The sequence below is a fragment of the Actinacidiphila guanduensis genome (genome assembly GCF_900103985.1).
Taxonomy (GTDB): Bacteria; Actinomycetota; Actinomycetes; order Streptomycetales; family Streptomycetaceae; genus Actinacidiphila; species Actinacidiphila guanduensis.
Genome location: NZ_FNIE01000014.1, coordinates 190,768 through 215,710 on the forward strand (window position 1 = coordinate 190,768; position 24,943 = coordinate 215,710).

Annotated in this window: 10 protein-coding genes; 3 read left to right on the forward strand and 7 right to left on the reverse strand. The window is 71.2% G+C overall.

The window, feature by feature from the left end:
• Nucleotides 1-30: 30 nt before the first annotated feature.
• The 4 genes from BLR33_RS27620 to BLR33_RS27630 all read right to left on the reverse strand — a co-directional run bounded on the left by BLR33_RS27620 (nt 31) and on the right by BLR33_RS27630 (nt 10,332).
• Nucleotides 31-1,107 (reverse strand): DUF3533 domain-containing protein, encoded by a 1,077-nt coding sequence (locus BLR33_RS27620; protein WP_093787343.1) that lies wholly within the window; start codon nt 1,105-1,107, stop codon nt 31-33.
• 413 nt (nt 1,108-1,520) lie between these two features.
• On the reverse strand, nt 1,521-2,165 hold the full coding sequence (locus BLR33_RS27625) for an IS110 family transposase (protein WP_322987199.1): 645 nt from the start codon (nt 2,163-2,165) through the stop codon (nt 1,521-1,523).
• A gap of 233 nt (nt 2,166-2,398) precedes the next feature.
• The gene (locus BLR33_RS34840; protein ID WP_143031766.1) at nt 2,399-2,677 is read right to left on the reverse strand and encodes a hypothetical protein; all 279 of its coding nucleotides are present in this window, start codon (nt 2,675-2,677) and stop codon (nt 2,399-2,401) included.
• Nucleotides 2,677-10,332, reverse strand: a complete 7,656-nt coding sequence (locus BLR33_RS27630) for an RHS repeat domain-containing protein (protein ID WP_093787344.1) — start codon at nt 10,330-10,332, stop codon at nt 2,677-2,679. Before BLR33_RS27630 ends, BLR33_RS34840 begins: the two co-directional genes overlap by 1 nt.
• Nucleotides 10,333-10,597: 265 nt before the next feature.
• On the opposite strand from BLR33_RS27630, the gene BLR33_RS36805 reads away from it, so the two are divergent.
• Nucleotides 10,598-16,372 carry a LamG domain-containing protein gene (locus BLR33_RS36805; RefSeq protein ID WP_143031767.1) on the forward strand — a complete coding sequence of 1,925 codons (5,775 nt, stop codon included), beginning with the start codon at nt 10,598-10,600 and terminating at the stop codon, nt 16,370-16,372.
• A 182-nt stretch (nt 16,373-16,554) separates the two neighbouring features.
• Here the strand turns inward: BLR33_RS36805 and BLR33_RS27640 are convergent, their stop codons facing one another.
• On the reverse strand, nt 16,555-17,922 hold the full coding sequence (locus tag BLR33_RS27640) for an MFS transporter (RefSeq protein WP_245771703.1): 1,368 nt from the start codon (nt 17,920-17,922) through the stop codon (nt 16,555-16,557).
• 310 nt (nt 17,923-18,232) lie between these two features.
• On the opposite strand from BLR33_RS27640, the gene BLR33_RS27645 reads away from it, so the two are divergent.
• Nucleotides 18,233-18,775 (forward strand): COG4315 family predicted lipoprotein, encoded by a 543-nt coding sequence (locus BLR33_RS27645; protein ID WP_093787383.1) that lies wholly within the window; start codon nt 18,233-18,235, stop codon nt 18,773-18,775.
• 85 nt (nt 18,776-18,860) lie between these two features.
• Here BLR33_RS27645 and BLR33_RS27650 read toward each other — a convergent pair whose 3' ends face one another.
• Complete coding sequence (locus BLR33_RS27650; protein ID WP_245771704.1) at nt 18,861-19,361, reverse strand: lamin tail domain-containing protein; 501 nt, start codon at nt 19,359-19,361, stop codon at nt 18,861-18,863.
• 446 nt (nt 19,362-19,807) lie between these two features.
• Entirely contained in the window at nt 19,808-20,740 is a 933-nt protein-coding gene (locus tag BLR33_RS27655; protein ID WP_093787347.1) for an NADP-dependent oxidoreductase, read from the reverse strand.
• A 322-nt stretch (nt 20,741-21,062) separates the two neighbouring features.
• On the opposite strand from BLR33_RS27655, the gene BLR33_RS27660 reads away from it, so the two are divergent.
• The gene (locus BLR33_RS27660; protein WP_143031768.1) at nt 21,063-24,923 is read left to right on the forward strand and encodes a SpoIIE family protein phosphatase; all 3,861 of its coding nucleotides are present in this window, start codon (nt 21,063-21,065) and stop codon (nt 24,921-24,923) included.
• The last annotated feature ends 20 nt before the right edge of the window (nt 24,924-24,943 follow it).

A 24,943-nucleotide genomic window follows, 5' to 3' on the forward strand; every position in this document is an offset into this window, starting at 1 on the left:
GGGGTTCACCGAGCTGTCGGGGAGCGAGGTTTACGCGGTACGGCGGAGTCGCCTGGCTCGCAGCAGGGCTCCGGCGAGCGCCACGGCGATGCCGCCGGCCGCGTAGCACCCCAGGACCCACAGCGGCCCGGTGGTGTGGTGCCCGTCGAAGTACACGGTGTTCCGTACGGCGGTGGTGCCCGCGCCCGGTGGCAACCACGGCCCGATGCTGCGCCAGAACGTCGGCAGCAGCGCCCCGGGGTAGGCACCGCCCGCGCTGGGGTTGCCGAGCACGACGAAGAGCAGGATGGCCACGCCCACGCCGGCGGTGCCGAGCAGCGTCTGGAAGGCGACAGTGGCGGCGCCGGAAGCGAAGACGACCAGCGTACCGATCGCCCACAGTGCCGCGAAGTGCCCGGTGAGCGCGCCGAGCACGGGATCGGCGATGATCGCGCCGCCGAGCCCTGAGACGACCGCGTAGACCGCCAGGCCGAGCAGGCGGATGACGGTGCGGTGCGGGTTGGCCGGGCGGGCGCCGCCGGCCATGCCGAGGATGGCGGCGGCGAGGTAGCCGCCGATCATCCAGCCGAGCACCAGGTAGAAGGAGGAGAGGCCGCGCCCGTCCTGGGGGCTGGGAGCCCGCAGATCGGTGATGCGGAACTGCCGCCCCTGGGCGGTCTCGACCCGCCGGACGATCTGCGTGGCCGCGTCCGACACCGACGGCCCGCCGGCTGAGGCGATCAGCAGGGTGTCGGTGCGGGCGCGCGGGTCGAACACGAAAGCCGCGTCCACCTCGCGGGTGAGGACCAACTGCCGGGCCTGTGCGGGGCTGTCCGCCGTACGGGCACGGAACGGGCCGCCGGGCAGAGCGTCGAAGCGCGCGGCGATCTGTTCGGCCGCCTGCCCGGGCGCGGTGACGGCGACGGGGATGCGATGCGGCTTCGGTGCGTGGAAGGCACCGATGTAGGAGAGGACGAAGCCGAGTTGGAGGGCCAGTACGGCGGTCACGAGCAGCACCGCGCGCCGGCTCACCGCGTCGCGCAGCTCGCCGGTGAAGCGGTGCCGCGGGGACGGACCGGGGGCAGCACCGGGTGCCGGGCCGGGGGTGGTCGGGCCGGTGGGGGCCATGGGCGGGTCCTGTCGTCGTCGGCGTCTCTTCGGTCGCAAGGCGGTTGTACGGCGGTTCCGGGCGGTTGCGGCGGGTTGTGCGGCGGTTGCGTGGCGTACGGTCGTCAGCCGCGCGGCTCGGCTTCTTCCGACGTCCCGCTGCCCGCCCCGTCCGCCTCACGGTGCCGTCCAGCCTGCCCCCGTCGCCCGCCGCCCGCCCGCACGGCACGCGGAGAGCGCTCCCGTACGGCCCAGCGCGCCACCTGCGTCACCGCGTACCGGGGTCTTCCGTTCCGCAACTCATACCCACGGGCACGCCCGCGGCAGTGCGCGCAGACGGCAGCACGGGCTGCTGCAACGGGCTCGGCTCAAAGGACGGCCGGGCATCCCCGACGCGTCCAAACGCTGCCGCTGTTTGTGGCCGGCCCAACGATCTAGGCAACCTCGATCGCCCGGTCCAGCCTGTCCCTGCGAGCCCGCACGCTCAGGACCGCATCGAAGGCCTCGTCGAAGGCCAGCCGCACCCCGACCCGCTCAGAGGACAGCGAACGCAGCCAGCTCTCGTGCTCTGCCGTCCACGCCGATCCCTCCCACAGCAGGCCCTGGCGCAGCAGCAGCTTGGAAAGCCGGTGCCGGGCCCGCATCAAGTCCCCCCGCGCGCGCACCAGATCCCGGGCGGCCTCCTCGGCCTCGGTGGGCACCCGCACTGCAGGCAACCCGCCGATCCGCAGCAGTCGCGCGAGGCGCTCGGCGTCCCGGCGATCGGTCTTCACCCGATCCCCCGGCGGTCGCTCGATCTTCGACGGCGCCACCACCACGCACCGCACCCCCGCTCCCGTTAATGCTCCGGCCAGCCCGAACCCGGTCAGACCAGCCTCATAGGTCACCGCCACCGGGCCGTCCAGCGTAAACACCCACGCCAGCACAGCATCGGTCTTCGGCGACAGCCGCAACGACCGGACCTCACCCGACAGGGCATCAATCACACACGCAACAATCGACCGCGCGTGAACGTCCAACCCCACACACGTACGCTCGAACAGCACCGGCGCCTCCCGTAATTGCGGCTCTGCCGTCACACCACAATGTGACGGCAACCCGCGCCAACTTACGAGCGAGGCGCCGGCCCTCCATACGGTCTAGCCACGGAGAGCAGGCAGGAACCCAATGCTTCGGCGATCCTGGGGTCTTTCCAATATGGACAAGGAGCGGGGAATCGCTATCAGAACCCCAAATATGCAGAAACCAGCACAGAATAGCCAACTGGCTACGGGCACCCACCGCCATGCGTGAGACCCTGCGCCCTGATAGCTCACTCGCGGCGGGCGAAGTCGGGAACGCCCTCGACCGACGCCGGATCTTCGATCGACCACGTCGGAGCACCTTCTGGAGCGCGGACCCGGGAGACAGAGATGCCGTGCAGGCATGCACCGCACCACAGGAGCACGTACCCGATCCGCGTTTCGAGCTTGACGATGTATCTGATCTCAAGCCGGTTTTGGCCGCACTCCGGACATGGGATCAGACCTACATCGCCCTTCCGGTCGACCACCTGGCTGAGCACCCTCAGCCATGCTGCGCGATCTGCCATCAGCCCAACCTCCCACTGAAGAAGCTCCAGAATTGGTCCTCTGATCCGTAGGCGGCGCGCTCCCAGGCAGCCTCTTGCTCAAGCGACGACGCGGGTCCGTACAACTGGATCTGCATGACGTGCATCCGCTCGTGACCAATCGTTCGAACGAGGTTTTCTGTGGAAGAGAAGGCATCCGGGTACAACGTGATCGTCCCATCTGGTGACGTATGACCGTACAAGCCGCGCCCGATCAAGTCTGTGTCGCGATTAATCTTGACCTTGACACCGTCAAGACTCACTCCAGCGTCTCGGGCCACTTGCTTGACCGTGCGCTTCTGCATGGGAACCTGGAGATCAGAGAAGGCTCCTGTATTCGCAGTGCGTCGTGTCAGTCCTGGTGAACTACTACGGCCCGATGTGCCCGCGCCACCACCGCGTCCGGCGGTGAAACTGTCGGCCCCTGCCAGGTCCGCGACGACCGCGGAGCCCGCCGCGACGGTGTCCAGACCGGCTGTCTCCGCGGCGACACTCACGCCGGCGGCGGAGGCTGCGACGGTGGCCATGCTCGCGCCCGCGCCGCCTGCCGAGGCTTCCAGGAACGCGCTTCCTGCTGCCAGCGCGATCTCGGGTGCGGTGGCCACGAGAGCGATCGCGGCAGCGATGGCCAGCCCGATCAACACCGCCAGCAGGATCTGCTCGGCGTGCACCTCGACTTGGCAGCCCACGTTGTACCAGGAGCAGTGCCGGTGCGCGGCCTCGGCGACAGCGCCCTTCTCCAGCTTGGCGCGGGCGGCCGAGGCCGCCTCCTTCTTCGACTGCGCCTCGATCGCGGCACGGTCGGCGTCCGCCTGCTGGGCGTTGTAGTCGCTGCACGTCGTCGCTGTACAGTCCGCGCCGAAGCCCTCTTCCTGGGCCTGGTGCTGCGTGATCGGCGGCGCGTCGGGAGTGGTCGGGGTGTTGACGGTGGGATCGGCCCACCAGTTGTCCATGCCGGTCGGGTCGGAGCCGCTTGCCGGGTTGTCGGCGGCGTAGGTGTAACCGCCCATTTGGCTCGGGTCGCCCGCCTCGAAGATCGGGTCGGGTGACAGGAAGCGGCCCTGGACCGGGTCGTACTGGCGTGCCCCGAGCAGGTCGAGGCCGCTGCCGGGGTCGGACGGCTGGTTGAGGAAGCCACGGGTGTCGTACGGCGAGACCCACGCGGAAGGGATTGCCCCGCGGGTGTTGCCGTAGGGGTCGTAGAAGCGGCGTGTCACCGCGTCGTTGGCGGCGTTGACCAGCAGTGTGCCGGTGCCCTGGAGCCCAGCCAGTTGGTAGGAGAGCTTGCCCGAGCTGTCCCGGATGATCTCGGTGCCGTCCGGCCCGGTGTAACTGCGGATCGCGTTCTCGGTGGAGGTGCCGCCCTGGGTGTTGAGCGTGATCTGCTCGGCGCCGCCGAACAGGAACAGGGTCTTCGTGCCGTCGTCGTCCTGCTCCAAGAGGGAGCCGTCGCCGCCGTAGAGGTAGCTGCTGGTGTGGGTGGTGCCGTCCGGCCCTGTGGTGGTTGCGGTGGCGGTGCGGCCCTGGACGTCGTACGTCAGCGCCTGGTGGGTGGTGCCCGCGCCGGTACCGGTCGAGTTGGTGGTACGGGTGATGGTGTCGCCGGCGTCGTCGTAGCCCAGCTGCTGGCTGGAGTCGGTGGCGGGACCGGTGGTGGTGACGCTGCCGGCCCGGTTCGGGTCGGTGGTGGCCTTGGTGGCATCGACACCCGGGTAGTCAACCTGCTGCACGGTGTTGGCGGCGGAGTTGCCGGCCGGGTCGTGCTGGACCAGTTCGGTCCGGTCGCCCAGCAGGTCGTAGCTGTAGCTCTGCCAGTAGGGGGCCGGCCCGCCGACGGTGGTCTGGTTCGGGTGTGCGGGGTTCGCCGTTGCCGTGGGCGAGGCGCTGGTGCAGCCGCCGAGTCCACCGGCTGGCACGCTGGTCTGGCTCTGCTGGGACGGGTCCTCGGTGATGGTGCCGGTGTCGGTCCATGCCTGGGTCAGCCGCTGGAGCGAGTTGTAGTCGAAACACTGGAGGTCGTGCGCGCCTTCGGCGATCTGCCAGTCGTCGACCGCAGTGATCTCGCCCGCGGCGTTGTAGCGGTAGTCCGTGCGGTCGACTTCCGCGTCGGACTGCTGGAGCGAGGCCGAGGTGTCCAGGAGCCGCCCGGTGGCCTGGTCGTAGTCGGCCGTGGTCATCAGCTCTTCGCCGGTACCGCCGTAGGTGGTACTGATGGTGTGGCCGTATCCGTCATGGACACTGTCGTCGACATAGGCGGACCTGGTGTTGGTACCGAGGCCGCTGAACTCGCCCATGGCGTTGTAGCTGTAGGCGAGTTGCTCGGCGGGCAAGCCGCCGTCCGTGCCGAACGACTCGTTGTTGAGCAGTCCGGTGGTCGTCGTGTAGCTGGCGTCCTGCTCGAACACGGTGCGCCCAGCCGACGTGGTCTCGTGCGCGCCGTCGGGCAGGGCCGGCTGGGCGAAACCGTCGGCGGCAGGGATGGACACGTACGCCCCGGTGGGCTTGCCGAACGCGTTGTACCCGGTCACGCCGGTGATGTAGGTGTTCGGGGTGGTGCTGCCCGAGGGGTAGACGTAGCTCGTGGCCGAGGTCTGCGCCCCCTTGCGGAGCGTGTCATAGACGGTACTATCCAGCTTCGCCCCGGCGGCCGGGTGGTCGGTGTAGGCGCCGCTGTCCACCTCGACCTGCCGGTTGTCCCAGTCGTAGTGGTACGACAGGGTGTTCCCCGCGGGGTCGGTGGTCTGCAGCAGGTTGCCCGACTCGTCGTAGGGCCCGTACACGGTCTTGCCGATGTTCGGGTCGGTCTGCGAGGTCTTCTGTCCCAGCAGGTCGTAGGTGGCGCTCCACGTGTTTCCGGCGCTGTCCTGGACAGACTTGACCTGGCCGGAGGAGTAGTAGCTGTAGGTGGTGGTCGAGTCGGCGGCCGACGCCTGGCCGGCCGTGCCGGAGGTCCACAGGGCCGTGCCGCCGGAGGAGTCCACGGCGAGGCTGCCGTCGTTGCCCAGGCGCAGGGTGTTGCCGGTGGCGGAGGTCAGGCCGGAGATATTGGTGACGGCACCGGTCGGGGTGACCACGTCCAGGTTCCCGTCCGAGCCGAGTTGGGCGTGGGAGCCCGGCGTGGAGGTGCCGGAGTGCCAGAGGGTCTTGCCGCTCGCCAACGAGGAGAGCACCAAGTCGCCGCCGGGTTGCATCTCCAACCGGCTCGACGCCGACGCCAGTTGCGATCCGGAGGTCAGGATCTGTCCCTCCGTGAGGCTGACCGCCGCATCGGTGTCCTCGACCACGGTGCGGGTGGTGCGGCCAAGGGCGTCGGTGAAGGTCCTGGTGGTGGGGCCGCCGGCCGGAGAGGTGGCGATGGCCTCGTCCGCACCCGCGTAGTTGGTGGTGGACTGCCACTGCACCTGGTTGCCTTGGGTGACGGTCTGCGCGGCGGTGGCACGTCCCATGCCGTCGAAGACGGTGACGCTCTGGACCGGTGCCGAGCTCTGCGGGAGCTCCGCCATGGTGGTGGTCGGGCCGGATGTGTCGTCGTAGTAGGCGGGGTAGCTGTCCCAGGCCCAGCCGTGGTCGTCGTAGAAGGTGTCGGAGACAAGCCGCTCGGAAGCCCCCGATCCGCTGGTGCCGCTGGGATCGCTGGCGAATCCGGTATCGGTCAGGGCGTTCGCCTGCGTCTCACGCTGCTGCATCATCCCGTCGAGGATGGTGATGGTGGTGCTGTAGTAGCCGTCGTCCAGCAGGGTCTTGGTGGTCACCGAGGAGGGAGCGCCGGGGTCGGTGACGGTGCCGTCCGTGTCGACCTGCGCTCCGGGGTCGACCGCGTAGGTGTAGGTCTCCTGCGGTGTTGAGGTGTTGCCGGCCTTCGGGTGTCCCGGTCCCCAGACCTCGGTGGCACGGCCGAGGGGGTCGTACACGTAGCTGGTGACACCGCCGTTGACGTCCGTGCTGGCCAGGGTCAGGCCACGCTCGGGGTCCAGGGTCTCGGATGTCTTCCACTGGGCGGAGCCGTCCACCGGGGTGGTCACCGTGGAGGTGGCGGAGGGCAGTTCACCGGCGGAGGCCGGGGTGTAGCTGGTGGTCGTCTTGTTGCCGCGTTCGTCGTATGTGGTGGTGACCCGGCCGTACTGGTCGTAGGAAGTGGCGCTCTCCACCGTCCACTGCGGTTGTCCCCCAGCGGGCCACGCGGTCATCTGCTGCGTCGCCGACGCAAGTCCGGTGGTGTTCAGCGTGCCGAAAGTCCCTGGGCTGGTCGGCGTTCCGTCGCCGTCGTACAGGGTGCGCACGTCCGAGATCGGCGGAGCGCTCGCGGAGGGAGTGGTGGAGCAGGGGCCGGCCACCTCCTGGCTCTCGTCCGGGTAGTCCAGCATCATCGGATCCGCGGCGGGCGGCGTGGCGTAGCTGGTGAGCGTGCACGTCTCCTGGGACGGAATCGAGACGTCGCCCAGGTTGTCCACGGAGGTGACCCGGGCATGCGAGTCGTAGTCGGTGACGGTGCGGGTGTGCCGCCATCCTTGGCTGCCCGACAGGAGGTCGTAACCGTCGGATGCCGTCTGGGTGGTGCGGTAGGCGCGTAGCGGCGGGAGAGTGGACAAGGTGGCGGGCGCCGGGTCCTTGGAGGTCCAGGCGGTGCGGTTCACGCTCACGGTGGTGGTGAGCGTCGGCGGTTCGGTCACCGTGCTGGACTCGACGGTGCCGCCGGCCTTGGTGTAGGTGTCCGTCTTCAGAACGGTGCCGGCCAGATTGTTGCTGTCCGGGACTGTCTCCGCGATGGCACCGCCCGCCGAGATCGGGATCGAGACACTGCGTTGCGAGCCGTCGGCCTTGTAGTCGCCGTCCATGCCCTGCGCGTAGGTGCTGGTGGTCTGGGTCAGCAGGTCGGCGACCGGGTTCGATCCTTGGGTGCCTGCCTGATTGGTCGCCGAGTTACCGGTCTGCACGGTGACGGTACGGAAGCCGCGGAACTGGTCCCAGGTGCGGTACCGGTCGTCGGTCAGGTCCGAGTCGTCCCGGTGCCAGGCCGGGTCGGCGTAGCTGTAGGTGGTGGTCTGGTCCGGGCTGTCGGAGACCTGGTCGTGCACGGTGACGCTGTGCACCGTCGTCTTGTTGAACCACTCCAGTGTCGGGGTTTCCGCGGCCGGGTCCGTGGTGTAGACGGGGTAGCAGCTGGACGTGTTGGCGTCCGGCGCCGAGGGGGTGGCCGAGCCCGCGCAGGACGGCGGGTTGTAGTCGACGTTGATCGAGTCACCGGTGTCGGTGATCACCGCGCTGATGCGCGGGTGGTAGAGCGGCGGTTCGTTGGAGGTGTCACCGGTCATGTCGTCGTTGACGCGGTTGTCGACCTCCTCGCCCTGGAAGACGACCGGATTGGTCTTCAGGGTGCCGCTGGTGCCGCCGAGGGCGTCCCCGCCTGCCCGCTGGATCTCCTGGAACCACATCACCGACTGGAGCGAGCCTGCGTCCCCGGGGTCGACGGTGCTGCCGGTCACCGGGTCGACCGCTCCGGCGTCGGAGTAGGTCTGGGTCAGCTTGTAGTCGTCGACGGTCTTCCAGACCCCGCCGACCCGGACCGCGGTGGCGATGGTGCTCAGCCGATTCGTGGTCCAGAACGTCGGCGAGGTCTGGTAGCAGGTTCCGGCCTGGGTCGTCGTGGTCTGGGTGTCGGCCGAGTCGGAGGCGCTGCAGTTCAGGTCGTAAGGGACGTCGGGCCAGTTCGGGGCGTTCGCCTCGGTGAGATTGGCCGCCGTGCACTTGGAAGCGGGGAATGCCGCGGAGACCTCGCAGCGGGTCACGCTGCTGAAGGTGACCTGCGCCGACGCCGTCCGGCCGGCCGCCTCGTCCGCCAACTGGTAGCCATAGGAGATCTTCGTCAGGTGGCCGGAGCGCACGTATGGGGTGATCGTGCCGGTGCCGTTGGTCGCCTGTCCGGCGCCCATGTTGTAGTAGCCGGTCTCCGTCGCCCAGTCGTACCTGGTCAGGTCGCCGAGCGGGTCGGTCTCGAAGTCGAGGTTGAACCGGTAGCCCATGGTGGCCTGGGAGGCGCTGCCCTTGGAGCTGTCGTAACACGGGTCGGAGCTCTTCGGGCAGTACACGGGGACGCCCCAGGCGGAGTTCGTCGCCGCGTCGCCGTTCCCACCGACACCGCCGGCGGCGGAGGGCGCGTGGTTCAGGCCGAAATAGGCGGTGGCGCCGTCGGTGCTGGTGACCTTGAAGTAGGCGCCCTGGAAGACCCCGTTGGAAGCCCCGGAGAACTCTTGCACCAGCGTGTCGTCGTCGTTCTGGAGCTTGAAGGCCTGGATCTCGCCCGCCACCCCCGACTGCACGCCGATCGGCACCAGCACTCCACTGCTGCTGCCGTAGCTGAGGGTGAGCTGGTAGCCGCCCCAGCAGCTGTCGCCGGACTTCTTCAGCGCGTCGACACCATCGTTGCCGCAGGAGCGGAAGGACTGCTGGATGTACCCGGGGGTGTACTCCCAGCCGTCGCCGATCCAGTCGTCCTGCTGCCCGTCGCGGGCAGCCGTCTCGCCGTCGACCGCCTGGCTGTCATAACCGAGGTCGACGGTGGGAGTGCTGCCGCCCAGCGCCGTCGGCATCTGGATCGGGTAGGAGTAGACGAACCCGCCATCGGACGACTGCGTCCAGGTGCCCGAGCCGGTGGCCGGATCGGAGGCGGTGAAGCTGCCCTGTGAGCCGGACGCCGTGGAGACCGCCGCCACCACTGCCATCGGCGCTGCCGACGCCGACCGAGCCTGCGAACCGGCTGTATCCGTCCCGTTCAGGGTCACCTGCGCGGACAGCGTCTGGTCGGCAGCCGAGACCGAGGTCGCCAGAGGGGTGGCGGCGTCGCAGCCCTGCCGCTGAGGGGTGGTCAGCACGCAGGTGGGCAGCGAGACCAGCCGCAGCCGGGAGGCATAGCCCCCGCCGTACGCGTGGGCGAAAGAGCCATAGTTGACGGTCACACGGACCTTGGCGTCACCCGTGGAGCCGTCGCTGCGGGACACTGCGGCGAGCAGGCCGTCCACGCCCGCTCGTTCGGCCTGGTCGTGGCCGGCGACCCGGACGGTCACCTTCGTGGCCAGTCCCGCGGAGGCGGCGTCGTGAGCGGTGGCGAAGGTGCGCCCGGCGGTCGATGCTTTCGCGACCGGGGCGACCGAGACCGGTGAGGAGCCGGCGCGCACCGCGGCGGGTGCGGCCTGGAACCTCGCCCGGTGCTGCTGCTGTTGTTGTGCGGAACGGCTCGGGCTGGGGTCGGCACCGACCGGCGACCCGGCGTACTCCGGAGCAGTGCGATGGGTCGGCGTCGGGCTCGCGGGTACGGTCCGCAACAAGGAGATCGACGTGCTCGTGGCGCTCGGCCACGCGGTGCGGGTCACCCGGTGGGTCTGCAACGGCGCAGCGCCTTTGGCGAGTTGCTGCTTCAAGGGGCCGTTGGCACGGACCCGCCGCCCGGTGTGGCTGGCCTGCTTGGCGGGTGCAACGATCCCGTTCCACAACTTCTGCCCGTTGTGCGGCCGCGGTTCGAAGCCTTGCGCGACGGCGGTGGAAGCGGTCAGCGACAGCACCGTGACGGTCACCGTGACCATCGTGCTCAGCCGGTAGCGCCCGGACCGATCGGGCCGCGTGAAGGCGCGCCATATCCCCACGAGTGGTGTCCTCTCCCACGCCAACACACGTCCCCCGCAGGCCAGTTGGACGCTCATCGATCAGTCCTGGTGATCATCGCGACGTTATTGTCTTCACACGGTCAACACAAGAAATTCGAAGTGAACACACCAAGAACTGGCCCGCGCGTACGGGGCACGGGTGCTTCGATCTCCAAACGGAGCGGCCTGTTCGGGGCCGCTTCGTGATGCCTGCACGCAGTGCGCGTGGGACCACGTCATTTTCCGTACCTGCCAAGGAACTTGTGTGATACGCAGATCACGTGACCGCAGACGTCCGACGGTGCTCGTTGCCGCTGTCGCGGCGACTGCCGCGTTCGTCCTCGGCGCCACCGCCGCGCCGGCCTTCGCCGCCCCGCAGCCCGCCACCGGCCCCTCGTCCTCGTCGGCTTCGCCGGACGGGAACCGCGCCACCGATCCGACGGCCGCCGCGCTCGCCGAGGCCGAGGCAACCGGCCTTCCGGTGCCGGTGGACTCTCTGACGACGGCGACCTGGACGTCGACGGCCAACCCGGACGGCTCGATGTCCACCCACATCGACGCCCAGCCGGTACGGACCCGCCGGAACGGGAGCTGGGTCGCCCTGGACGCCACTTTGGCGGTCACCGGCGGAAGGCTCGCGCCTGCCGCCACCACCGATTCGATCACCCTGTCGGACGGCGGCGACGGTCCGCTGGCCACCCTGACGGACACCGGCGGACACAGCATCTCGCTGACGTTGCCGTTCACACTGCCCACGCCCCAGATCGACGGCGACACGGCGAAGTACCAGTCCGTCATCCCCGGGGTGGACCTCCAGGCCACGGTGGACCCGCAGGGCGGATTCAGCGATGTGCTCATCATCCGTGACGCGCAGGCCATGACGGACCCGCGGCTGGCGAAACTCACCTTCGCCGTCTCGGCCAACGGCCTTACCGTCCACCAGGACAGCACCGGGCTCGAGGTGACCGCGCCGGACGGTTCTGTCTCCTACTCCGGTCCGCAACCCCTGATGTGGGACTCGAGCACCGCCGGCACCGGCGGCTCGGCTCCCGCGGCCAAGCAGCCGGCCGCAGAAGCCGAGAACGATGACACGGGCAGTGCGCCGACATCCTCCGCCGCCGGCCCCGGCACCGGCGCCCAAGTCGCCCCGCTCGCAGTGGCGGCAAGCGATACCAGCCTGACGCTGACCCCGGACCAGCAGATGCTGGACTCCCCGGACACCACCTGGCCGCTGTACATCGATCCGAGCATCACCGCCGGGACGACCGGTTCCAAGTTCGACCAGCTCTACATGTCCGGCTCCTGCGCCAACACGCCGACAACAGGCAAGGCGCAGACCAACGGCGAGGGTGTCGGCTACCAGCACTGGGACACCAGTTGCGGTTTCGCGGTCGAGCGGACCCTGTACCAGCTCAACCTGAGCGGACTGGCCTCGAACTTCGTGGTCAGCAAGGCGACGGTCAACCTCACCGAGACCTACGCGGCGGCCTGCAGCCACTCCTCCACGCTCAAGCTGCGCACCGTGCACCCCTTCGACGGCTCCACCGACGGCAACTCGCAGCCTTCCCAGAGCACCAACTTCACCGCCGTCTACTCCGACGCCGTCACCAGCGGCACCGGCAGCCTGTGCTCGGGGGCGGCCGTGTCATTCAATGTGACCAGCACCGTCCAGAAGGCGCTGACGGCCAGTGACTGGTACGTCGAGGTCTACAACGGCAACGAGTCGGTGTCGAGCGGCAACAACGACTTCGTCCGGCTGAACACCAACCCGAGCGTCAACATCACCTACGACATCACGCCGAAGACCCCCACGACGTCCTTCACGGTTCCCAAGGGAAGCAAGGGCTCGACCGCGCCGTGCGGCAGCCCGAGCAAGTACACCTGGATCGGCGCGACCACCTCCGGCTCGTCGGGCAGCAAGATCTCCTTGTCCACAGCGGTCGCCTCGGGCGTCAAGGGCGAGAAGATCCGGGCGGACTACAAGGTCTGGGACGACAACGACGTGACCAGTACCGGGCCCGTGACCAAGGCGATGCTCTTTTCGGCATACGTGGCCTCGCCGACAACGGCGACAGCACCGATCGGGTTCACCGTCCAGGACGGCCACACCTACGGCTGGTACGTCTACGCCGCCGACGGCACGCTGATGTCCGGCAAGCTGCTGTGCTACTTCAAGATGGACGAGAAGGCGCCGACCACTCCGGCCGTCGCGACCAACTCCAGTTTCCCTCCGCTGAGCAGCGGCAAGACCGCCACCGGCTACGCCGGGCCGAACCAGACCACCAGCTTCAAGGTCACCGTCACCGACCCCGCTCCGCCGCAGACCAACTGCACCACCACCTGCACCGCCAGCGGCGTCACCAAACTGATGTGGGAGATGGACTCGACCACGCCGAGCGCCACCTCCGGCACCGCCGTCACCGCGCTGACCAGCACCGGCAACGGCACTGTGACCGCCACGATCAGCAACGTACCGGTGGTGAAGTGGGGCCAGCACACACTGAAGATCGTCGCCGTGGACAAGGCCGGCAACGTCTCCCCCGCCGCTTCCTACACGTTCTTCGCCCCCTGGAACCCCGACACCAAGACCCGCGCCGGAGACCTCGACGCCGACCAGATCCCCGACCTGGTCGCCGCGGACTCCGGCGGCAACCTCGTGGAGTACAGCGGCGCCGCGGCCGTCACAGCCGCTCCGACCCGGCTGGCCACAGCCGCGCAGAGCCCCGACGGCAGCAGTTGGGCCGGCTTCCAAGTCGCCCATGACGGCTCGATGACCGGCGGCTCCATCGACGACCTGTACGCCTTCCAGACCAAGACCCACAAGCTGTTCACCGACGAGAACGACCTCAACTCCGGCACCGCGTCGACCGCCGGCTTCACCGGCAAGCGCTACACCCCGCTCGACAAGCCCGGCAGATGCGACTCCACTGCCTACGGGGCGACGCGCTGCGCCGGCTACGACCCCAACGGCTGGGCGACGACCACTCAGATCGCCGCACCCGGGTCCCTCTACGGCGACGGCTTCGGCGACCTGGTCGCCATGGAGAACGGCAAGCTCTGGCTCTACGAGGCGGGCAGCGGCCGCACCCTGACCGACGTCGTCCTCCTCGGTGACGGGAACTGGACCGGCACCACCCTCATCACCCCCGGCACGGTCAGCGGCATCCCCACCCTGTGGGCCCGCGACAAGACCACCGGTGTCGTCTACAGCTACTCGCTGGCCACCGACCCGACCACCGGCCAACCCGCCCTCCTGCACGCCCCGACCAAGCCTGCCGCGCTGGTCTCCGGCGTGCCCGCCGGCACGACGCAACTGTGCATGGACGAGACCGGAGCCTCCACCACTCCCGGCACCGCGATCGACATCGCGGCCTGCTCGGGAAGCGCGGGACAGTCGTTCGTCCGCTCCACCGACGGCACCATCCGCGTCCTGGGCCTGTGCGTCGAGGCCAAGAACGGCGGAACCACCACCGGCACCCTCATCGACGCCGGCACCTGCAACGGCGGGGCCGCACAGCAGTGGCAGGCCGAGCCGTACGGCGTGCTGGAGAACCCGGCCTCCGGTCTGTGCCTCGGCGACCCGAGCGCCAAAACCACGCCGGGTACCCAACTCGTCCTGTGGACCTGCCACACCGACCTCGGCGACGGCTCCCAGGACTGGAACGGCACCGCTTCCGCCGCCCTGCCCGCACCGGCCCAGACCGCCGTCGGCTACGTGCCGACCACCACCTACCCGACCGTGATGTCCACCGGCGACATCAGCGGCCCGGCCGGTATCCCGGACGGGGTGCCCGACCTCTACCTCGTCGACGCCTCGGGCAAGGTCAGCCTCGCGGCAGGCGCCCAGGCGCCCGACGCAGACGTGGACCCGCAGGCCCCGGCCGCAGCCGGCGACCACCAGTGGGCCCTCGATGACGGCACCAGTGCCGGCGGCGCCACCGACAGCGGCACCATCCAGGGATCACCGCCCGGCAGCTACAGTTCGACCGGCATCACCTGGACCGCCGACACCACCCTGCCGCAGGCCGACACCGCCATGCAGCAGACCGACCCGGCAGGTACCGTCCCGGTCTTCAACGGCACCAGCGGCGTGGTCACCACCGGAGCCCAGATCCTGACCACTCAGGCGTACACCGTCTCCGCCTGGGCGAAGCTGAGCGCCCTGACCGGCAGCGCCGGCGAATGGGTCGCCTCCCAGGGCACCCAGTACCACCAGGCGTTCTCGCTCGGCTACGACCCGACGAAGAAGGTCTGGGCGTTCACCACGACCACCGCCAGCAGCAGCTCCACCACCACGGTGGAACAAGCGCAGTCCGCGGTCGGCGCTCCGCAGGCCGGCGTCTGGACCCACCTGGTCGGCGTCCACAACACGGACGGCTCGATGGCCCTGTACATCAACGGCCGGCTCTCCGGCACCGCCAAGAACCCCGACCCCGCCTACGACGCGGACGGCTTCCTCACCATCGGTGCCGCCGAGACCCCGGGCAGCACCACCGGCCCCTTCCAGCTCTTCCCCGGCTCCATCTCCGACGTCCGGGTCTACTCCGCGGCCTACGGCCCCGACACCGCCCTGGCGGCCCCGGCCTCCCTGGGCACCGTCGCCACCGACGCCGCTGCCTCCTGGGCGCTGAACAACACCGTCCCGAACGCCCCCGTCCAAGCCCTCGACGCCGACACCTGGGCACTGACCCCGACCACCGACGCCGCCGGCAACCCCGTCGCGGTGGCGGCCGACACCAACACCGACAACCCCGCAACCGGCCCGGCCGGCAACACCGTGCTGACCGGTGACAACGCGGAGGCCACCGGAGCCGCCAGCTTCAACGGCTCCAGCGACTACCTCGCCACCGCCGCCCCCGCCCTGACGACCGGTCACGACTTCACCGTGGAGGTCACCGCGCAGCAATCCATCGACACCAGCGGCGATGTGCCGCAGGCTGCCACCCAGGACGTGGCCTGCCAGATGGCGGGCACCGGGGCCGCGGACCTGTGCCTCGGCGACAGCGGACCGGGCACCCCCTGGTTCGTCACCATGACCGGCGCCGACGGCACCGTCACCGCCCAGAGCACCAGCGACTGGGCCGACGGCAGCGCCCAGGACCTCGTCGCCACCTACAGCGCCACCAGCAGGACCATCACCCTCTACCTGGACTCCTGCCTCGCCGACACGGAAACCGTCACCAGCCCGCAGTTCACCCCCACCGCCCGGCTCGTCCTGGGCGCAGGCGGCACCACCGCCGACGCCACCGGCACCGTGCCCGACGCCTTCGACGGCACCGCACAACACCTGTCCGTCAAGCCCTACGCCGACGCGCCCGACACCGCCGACTGCGACCCGCAAAGCGCCCCGGTCGTCACCGATCCCTCCGGCCTGTCCGACGAGGAAGTCATCACCACCGCCGACAACCCCGGCCAGTACCGGGTCTTCCTCGCAGGTTCGGCACTCCCCCTGAGCGAGGACGACCTCGCCGCGGACGGCGACATCTACCAGACCGGCTCCGCCATCACCGTCACCGCCAGCCTCTGGAAGGACCTGCCCACCACCCTGCCCGACGGCATGACCGTCACCGACGCCTCCGGCGCCGACCCCACCACGTACGAAACGCTCGCCGGAGCGGCGGTCCCGCTCACCGCGGACGAGGCCGCCGGCGGCGCCTTCGCAACTCCGGTCCCGGTACCGACCTCATGGCTCGGCACCGCCGACCACACCAGGCCGGCCGACGGCACCCTGGTCGCCGACGCCACCGGCAGCGACAGCAACCAGTACGTCCTGGTCGGCGGCACCGCCATCCCGATCACCTCCGACGACGAGGGCTACCTCGGCTACGACTTCACCCAGTCCGTCCCCGTCCCGCCGACCTGGCTGGCCCAAGCCATCATCGCCACGCCCGCCGACGGCACCTTCGTGATCGACCCGACCAACACGTTCACCGCATACACCGTCCAAGGAGGGGCGCTGGTCGTCAGTGACGACGACACCAGCACCGCCCTCCCCGTCCCACCGAGCTGGATCGAATCCCTGCCCGGCTACGAAGGCTGACCCCCTCGGCCCTGCGCACCGGCCCCGCCCCGCACCCAGCGGCGCGGGGCCGTCCGCTGCCGTCTCGCTACTGCCGGGACCAGCAGCCGGGCCGGCAGGTCTCCCTCGGCGTTGTGCAGTTCGGCGGAGGCAAGGTGCCGAAGGAGCAAGGCCCGGTCAGGTGACGGGCCGTCGTACGGCGGTCAGGGGCGCGGGGACGTCCGCGCGTTCTGCCGCTCGGTGGGAGACCTCGCGGCCGTGGGCGCGGACGGCGGCGCCGACTGTACCGACACACTCGGCTCAAGCCGCTGCACTGTCGCCAGGCGTCGCAACGCCGCCCTTCGCTGCAGAACGCTCACCCCCGTCACCCCCGTGGCCAACGCGAGCCAGCCGACGGGGCCTGCGGCCATCACCGCCCCCGTCAGCAGCGGCGGCCCTGCCGAACGGCCCACCGCCTGCGAGACACCCGCCACCCCGAGGTACTCCGGCGGCGCAGGGGACGGCGCCAGGCAGACCGCGAGCTCCCACGAGGTCACCGATCGGACCAGCTCGGCCGCGGTGACCGCCAGCGCCGCGGCGAGCAGCAGCAGCGCGGAGACCGCCGCTCCCCCGCCCGGCGCGAGCGCCACCAGCACGCAGCAGACCGACAGCGCGGCGCCGTAGCCGACGACCGCGCGGGCGGCCGCACGCGGAGTGGAGATCCGCGCCGACACCCGCAGTTGGAGCAGCACGACCAGCACGGTGTTCGCGATGAGGAAGGCGGGCACCACCGCGTGCGGCGCCGAGGTGCGGCTCACCAGCCACAGCGGCAGGCCGACGTTGAGCACGGCGTCGTCCACGTTCAACGGGGTGTCGAGCAGGGCGAAGAGCAGGTAGCCGGGGTCGCGCCAGGGACTTCGGCCGTGCGGTCCCTCCACCCCCGCACCCGTACGCGGCGACGGCACGGACACCTCGCGGGTACGGAACACGAGCGCTCCGGCCAGCAGATACGACAGCGCGTTGCCCAGGACGAGCGCGACATAGGCGCCGTGCGTCCCAACGGCCAGGCCGAGCGCGGCGATTGCGGCTCCGAGCGCGTAGCCGGCGTTCATCATCACGCGCGACAGCGCCCGGTAGGTGGCCCGTTGCTCGCCCGCGGCACGGGTGGCGTAGAGCGTCTCCATCGTGCGGGCGACGCGGTCGGCCACCGTGATGACGGTCACCGCCGGCAGCAGCGTGGCGAAGCTGCCGCACGCGAGCAGCAGGCAGGCCGCCGCCAGCCGCACCCCGTGGGCGCCGACGAGGATCGAGCGCACCTGCCGACGGGCGGCCAGCCGGCCGGCCAGCGGCGGGCCCGCGATGGCCGCGGCTCCCGCGATGCCCAGCAGCAGGCCGACCTGGCGGGCCTGGAGCCCGACCACGTAGGTGAAGTACAGCACCGCGACGGCCGACCACATACCCGAGCCGGTCCGGTCCAGCAGCAGGGCGTGCAGCATCGTCCGCCCGTCCCGCCCGCCCGGTGGGTCGCGCAGCTGCGCCATCAGGCCGGGCGCGCTGCCCGCCGTACCGCGGCCGATCCTGTTTTTGGGCATACACGTCCCCCTTCTGCCTCATGCGCCACGTGCGCCTCGGAGCAGCAGGGACGATTCTGCCGAGCAAGTTCCTCGATATCAAGATACTTGATATCGACAGATCTGGGAGCGGGCAGGGCACGGCGTCCCGCGTACGGCTGACGGCTGACGGCCCGCCGGGGTGTACGGCCAAGGGGACCACCGGGCGGAGCACGGCATTGGGCTGAACGGTTGGCCGCCGGGCGGGACACGGGCGTGGAGGACGGCGGGTCGCACACGGGGAACGGAAGGTGGTCAGGCCCGTCCCCACCCACCCTCCATGGAGTCCTGGATGAAGCGCACCGCCAAGGCGGCCACCTGGCCGCTCGCCGCCCTCCTGCTCGCCGCTGCCGCCACCGGCTGCTCCTCCGACGGCAAGACCTCCTCCGCCGCGACCACCACGGCCTCGGCAGCGGCCTCCTCCGCCGCCTCCTCCCCCGCCAGCGCCGCCCCGGCCGCCTCGGTGGGCGCGGCCTCGGTGTCCACCAAGTCCGCCGGCAGCCTCGGCACGATCCTGGTCGACAGCAAGGGGCGCACGCTCTACCTGTTCCAGGCCGACCAGAAGAACAAGTCCAACTGCAGCGGCGCGTGTCTGGCCGCCTGGCCGCCGCTCGTCACGAAGGGCGCCGCCAAGGCCACCGGCAGCGCGAAGAGTTCGATGCTCGCCACGACCACCCGAGCCGGCGGCGTCACCCAAGTGACCTACAACGGGCACCCGTTGTACTACTACGTCGGCGACACGAAGACGGGCAGCACCAACGGCCAGGGCCTCAACCAGTTCGGCGCCCTGTGGTACGTGGTGGACCCCGCGGGCAAGGCGATCACGAAGAGCTGAGGTCCCGAAGGGCCGTACGACGCAAGCGGGGGCACGCGTGGCTCGCGTGCCCCCGCCGCAGCGGTCACCTCAACCCGTGGTTCGACTAGCGGCGACCTCCCCAACCGTGGCCCCACGACTCGGTGTCGACCACGTGGCCGCGCGCGTCACGCAGCGTCGCGGTGTCCCTGGCGTCCCACAGCGAGCGGCGCGAGCCCTGGTAGACGTCCCGCGAGGTGTCCCGGCCGAAGCCGGTGTGCACCCTCACGGACTGGTGGCCGCCGAGCCACAGGTGGTGGAAGCGGTAGGTGTGGTGGTCGCTGTCGGACAGCGTCCAACCCGCCAGATCCACCGCGGAGCGGCCGGTGTTGGTGACGGCGATCCACTCGGCGTCCAGCGCGCGGACCGAGTTGCCCCGGATCCGGCTGTCGTGCTGAACGGCGCCCAGGACGACCTCCGCGCGCTGGGGAGCGGGCGCGCGGTGGGAGACCGGGAAGGGGTGGTGCGGCCGGGCGTGGCTCGCCGCGGCAGCCGGCAGCGCTGCCGCGGCGAGGACCGCGCCGCAGGCGGCCGCGGTCGCGGCCAGCCGCATGGTGATACGGGACACGGTGACGTCCCCTTTCGTACTGGGTGCGGTCCGACGGCCGCACCGGACTGTGCTGTTCCCGGCGTTGCGCCGAGGACCACCACTGTGCGCGAACGGGCGGATATGCCACGGGAAGGACCGTTCCGTGTTACTGAACGCGGACATTTCAGTAACTCTTCATTGCGCCGATCATCGATCGCCGATACGGGCGTGTCGCTCGGCGCCGCTACGGCCGAACTCCCCGTGATCCAGGGCCGGTACGCGCCGGCGGCCCCGGCCGGGAGGTTCGAACACCTCCTCGATCGGGGCCGCTCGCACGGGTAACGGCATGTGGGGGACGGCGACATGCGCGTGTCGGCAGCGTGTCGGCCGTGTGCCCGGATTCATGCATGTCCCGCACGGAGAACGCGTCGGCTGCCGGCGAAGGCCGACCAGGGCGTCAGGTGCCCGTCGCCCGACGGACGCCGTCAGGGGATGAGCACGATCTTCCCGTGGGTGTGCCGCTGTTCGAGTTCGGCGAACGCCTCGGCGACCTCGTCGAGCCGGTACGTGGCCGCGATCGGGATCTCGATCTCACCGGCGGCGACCCGGGCGGTCATCTCGGCCAGCACCTCCTTGGTGGAGGCGGTCCCGCTGCCATCCGCCTTGGTGCCCAACTCCTGGGCGCGGGCGAAGGAGATGATGGTCTCGATGCGCTCGGGCGGCACCCCGAGGTCGATGGCGAGGTCGAGGTATTGCGGCCCGAACAGGTCGATGAAGGCGTCCACGCCTTCGGGCGCCGCGTCGGCCAGCCGCTCGCGCAGGCCGTCGCCGTACGGGACGGTGGTGGCGCCGTGCGCGGCGAGCCAGTCGGTGCTGCGCGCGGAGGCGATGCCGAGCACCTTCACGCCCTGCGCGGCCAGGAGTTGGACGACGACGCTGCCGACTCCGCCGGCCGCGGCCGACACCGCGACGGTCTCGCCGGGCCGCGGGGCGACCGCGCGTACGGCGGCGTACGCGGTGCAGCAGGGCATGTAGAGCGCGCCGGCCACCTGCCAGGGCAACTGCGGCGGTTTGGCGACGAGTTGGCTGGTCGGCACCGCGGTGTGGGTGGCGTGGCTGGAGCGGGTGAACGAGAAGCCGAGTACCTCGTCGCCGACCGCGAACTCGGTGACACCCTCGCCGGCCTCGGTGACGACACCGGCGAGTTCGCTCCCCTGGCCGGAGGGGAAGGTCGCGGGGTACATCGCGTGCATCTGCCCGGCGCGGATCGCGGCCTCGCCCGGATTGATGCCCGCGGCCCGCACGGCCACGACCACCTCGCCCTCGCCGGGTTCGGGCATCGGCACGTCGGCGACATGGAGCACGTCGAGGCCGCCGTACTGGTCGAAGCGGACGGCTCGGGCGCGGGTCTCGGTCATGGGACGCGTTCCTTTCACGGGAGGAGCGATAATACTTTAGCACTAATCATATTAGCTCTGACGTTTCATTGGTACGAGGCCCGTCGTCTGCGGTTATCCACAGGGCACGGGTTGCCGAGGTGGGGCCGAGCTGCTTCTGCGTAAGAATGGGTCGTACCCGCCGTACACCACCCAATCTGGACAATCTCCGCACAAACCGCAGCAGACCGTAGTGGCCAACGGCCGCCCGAGCCGACCGAAGCAGAGGAACCAGGGGGTCCCCGATGAACCACCAGCAGCACCGACGCCGCCGGCGCGGGCCCGGCTGAGGGCAGGTGACACGATGAGCCGTCCCGAGGACGCCCGCGGGTCCGGACCGCCGGCCGCTGGGGGCCCGCCCTCCTCCAGGGACCCGCGCTCCCCCGGGCCCGCGCAGCCGGGCCGGCCCCCCGAGGCCCCCCGCCCGGTGGGACCCGCCCGGGTCTCGGAGGCCGCCCGGGCCGCACGGGCAGTGCGCATCGCGCTCGGTGCCCCGCCGGTACGGCGCAGCGCCTGCTGGCCGCGCGACCCGCACGAACCCCTCGGCACCCGTGCGGCGCCCTCCGGGATGGACGACGCGCGCTGGCCGCGCGACCCGGACGGCCCGGACGGGCCCGACGCGCCGCGGCAGAGCGCGGACGCGGTCGACGACGCCCGCCTCGCGCTGCTCACCGCCGGGGACCCGGGCGAGGCCGACGTGCTGCGGCTGGCCGTGCAGCAGGCGGTCGCGGCCCTGGGCGCGCTCGGCGGCCTGGCCCACCTGTGCGAGGACGACTCCCTGCGGCTGGCCGCGGCCGGCGGGGTGCCGGACGAGGTGGGCCGGCCGTGGGACCTGCTCCACCGCAGCAGCAATGTGGCCCCGGTACGGGCGGTGCGCGAGCGCCGTACGGTCTGGGCCACCCGGCACCCGCAGATCGGGGGTGGCCGCGGACGTACGGGCAGGGTTGGTCCGGAACAGGAAGCCGCTCGGGCGGCGGGCCGGGGGGCGGGGCCGGATGTTCCGTGGGAGACGTGGCACGCAGCCGGACGGCGGCTCGTGGAAGAAGCGGAGCCGCGTTCCGCCGAGCAGGCGGGGCAGGCGGCAGGGCAGGGCTCCGGGCCGCAGGAGGCGCAACAGGCCGGGCGAGGGTCCGGGCAGCCGACGCAGACGGGGCCGCAGTCCGCGCCGGCAGCCCCCGAGCCGGGGCGAGGCTCCGGGCAGGGAGTTGTGCGGGACTCCGGTCGGACGGCAGGGCAGCGGGACGGGCAGGCCGCCGCTTCCCGCACGCAGGGGCCGAGCGGTGTTCCGAACACCGTTCGCAGCCCGGTCCAGGGCTCGGCGCCCTCCACCCCGCGGGTGCGGCCGGCGCCGCTGACCGTGAACGGCGTGCCGGTCGGTGTGCTGTCGGCCCCGCTGCTGGTGGACGGCGAGACGCTGGGGGCGCTGTCGGTGCTGTCCTGGGACGAGCCGTCCAGGGAGCGCCGTGAGTTCCTGGCCCGCCTTGCGGAGGTGACCGCGGCCCGGCTGCCCGCAGCCCGGCGGGAGCGGCGGGGCGCGACCCCGTGGTGGCAGGAGCCGTTCGGGGTGCGCGGGCAGGTGATGCGCCAACTGAACGTCGGCACGTGGAGCCTGGATGTGAAGACGGGCCTGCTGGACGTGGACGGGGTCGCCGAGGACGTCCTGCGGGTGGCCGGGCTCGACCCTGCGCACTGGGACCACCGTGTCGCCACCTGGCGCGCGCGTATCCACCCCGAGGACCACGCGTGGGTGACGGAGGCGATCGAGGACGCGCTGGCCACCGGGCGGCCGAGCGCGGTGGAGTTCCGGGTGGTGGACACCGCGGGGAAGGTGAGCTGGGTCGAGCTGCGGGCCACCGTCGAGCACGACCAGGGCGGCTCGGCCGTGCGGATGGTCGGCACGATCTGGAACGTCACGGAGCGCCGCAGGCGCCTGGAGTGGCTGGCCGGGCTGTTCGAGCTGCACCCGGACCCGATCTACGTGCTGTCCGCCGACGACCGGGTGGAGTGGGTCAACGAGGCGGCGCGCGAGCTGGGCACCGCCGAGGGCACCTGGCTCACCGATCGGGCGCTGCGCCCGGTGGAGCGGGTGGAACAGCAGGGTGCCGCAGGAGCCGACGGCGGCGAGGAAGGTGAGCCGGCCGAGGGCGCAGGCGAGACGCCGACGGGGCTGCACGCCCTGCTCGACCGCGCGCGGGCCGAGCCGGGCTGCGCGGTCACCGGCGAGCTGGAGCTGCGCGGGCACGATCTGCGGGAGCGGGCGGAGTACCTGGTGCGGGCGGTGGAGGTGGAGGGCTTCGTCGCCACCCAGATGGCCGACATCACCGAGCAGCGCGACGCCGAGCGGGCGGCGGCCGAGCGCAGCGTGCGCGTCACGGAGCTTAACGAGGCGCTGGTGCGCGCCCTGAACACCGACGACGTGGTGGCCGCCATCGCCGAGCACGTCCTGCCACTGGTGGAGGCGGACGGGCTGATCGTGCACGACCTGACCGGGCCGCGGCCGCGGCTGCTGGGCGAGATGGGGCACCCGGAGGGGTTCCTGACCCAGTTGCGCGCCCACGCCCAGCCGGAGCTGCGCGACACCGCGCCCGAGGACACCCGGGCCCGGCTGTCGGCCTCCCCTCCGGTGGAGTCGTCCCGATCGTGGCCGGTGCTCAGCCCGCTGACCGACGGGGAGACGACGGGGGCGTGGGTGGTGCTGCCGCTGGTGGTGGGCGACCGGCGGGTGGGCTCGTGCGTCTTCGGCTGGAAGGTGCCGCGCCGCTTCACCGAGGACGACACCTCGCTGCTGGGCACCGTCGGGGTGATCATCGCCCAGGCGCTGGCCAATGCCCGGCTCTACGAGGAGGCACGGCACCGCGCCCAGCGCTTGCAGAAGGAGCTGCTGCCCGGCGACCTGCCGGAGACCACCGCCATCGACGCGGTGGCCCGTTACCGGGCGGCCGACGACCGTGAGGTCGGCGGCGACTGGTACGACGTGATCCCGCTGCCGGGCGGCCGCACCCTCGCCGTCATCGGCGACGTGATGGGCCACGGCCTGGAACAGGCCATCTCCATGGGCATCATCCGGCAGTCCGCGCTCACCGTCGCCGCGCTCGACCTGCCCGTGGACGAGGTGATGGCGCATCTGGACGACGTGGTCTCGCGGCTTGCCGCCCGCACCCACGTCCCCGCGGTGAGCGCCACCTGCCTGCTCGCGCTCTACGACCCGACGACCGGTTCGCTGCACGTGGCCAGCGCCGGCCACCCGGCGCCGATCGCCATGCGCCCGGGCGGCAAGCCGCGGCTGCTCGACATCCCCGCCGGTCCGTCACTGGGCCTGGCGCAGGTGCCGGCGCCGGTCACCGAGACGGTGCTCGCCGAGGACACCGTGCTCGTGCTCTACACCGACGGCCTGCTCGGCACACGCGCGCCCGATCCGTCCGAACTGGTCGAGCAGATCGCCCGGTACGCGGCGGCCGCCCCCATGCCGTCCGAGCGTGCCGCCCACCGGGACTGGCTGGACCACCTGTGCCGGGCGATCACCGCCAAGTTGCCCCCGGACCCGACCCGCCACGACGACGCCGCCCTGCTCACCCTCGCCACCGGCCGCGTCCCCGAGGACGACATCGCCGCCTGGGACCTGCCGTGGGCCCCGGAGTCCGCCGGGCGGGCCCGCGATCTGGTCACCGAGCGGTTGGGCGCCTGGCACCTGGAGGAGCTGGCCGAGACGGCGACCTTGATCATCAGCGAGCTGATGGGCAACACCGTGCGCCACGCGGTCGGCATCGCACCGCACGAACCCGAGTCCCCGATCGCGCCGGGCGCCTCCCGTCCGACCGACGGCTCGCCCTCGTCCGAGCCGGACCTGGACACGCTCGCGGAACTGGGCGGCTTCGGCGACCTCGGCGAGTTGGGCGGGGACGCCGACCTGTCGGCCGAGGGCACCCGCAAGCACGGCGGCGTCATCCGCCTCCGCCTGCTCCACCTCGGCACGTCCCTGGTCTGCGAGGTCTACGACGGCTCCCAGGCCATCCCCCGCGTCCGCCACCCCCTCCTGGACGACGAGTTCGGCCGCGGCCTCCAACTGGTGGCGATGATGGCCGATCGCTGGGGCACCCGCTACACCGAACAGGGCAAATGCATATGGGCCCGCCTGGACACGGCGAGCCCCGCGGAGGCGAACTGACGCGCGACCGACCGCCGTTG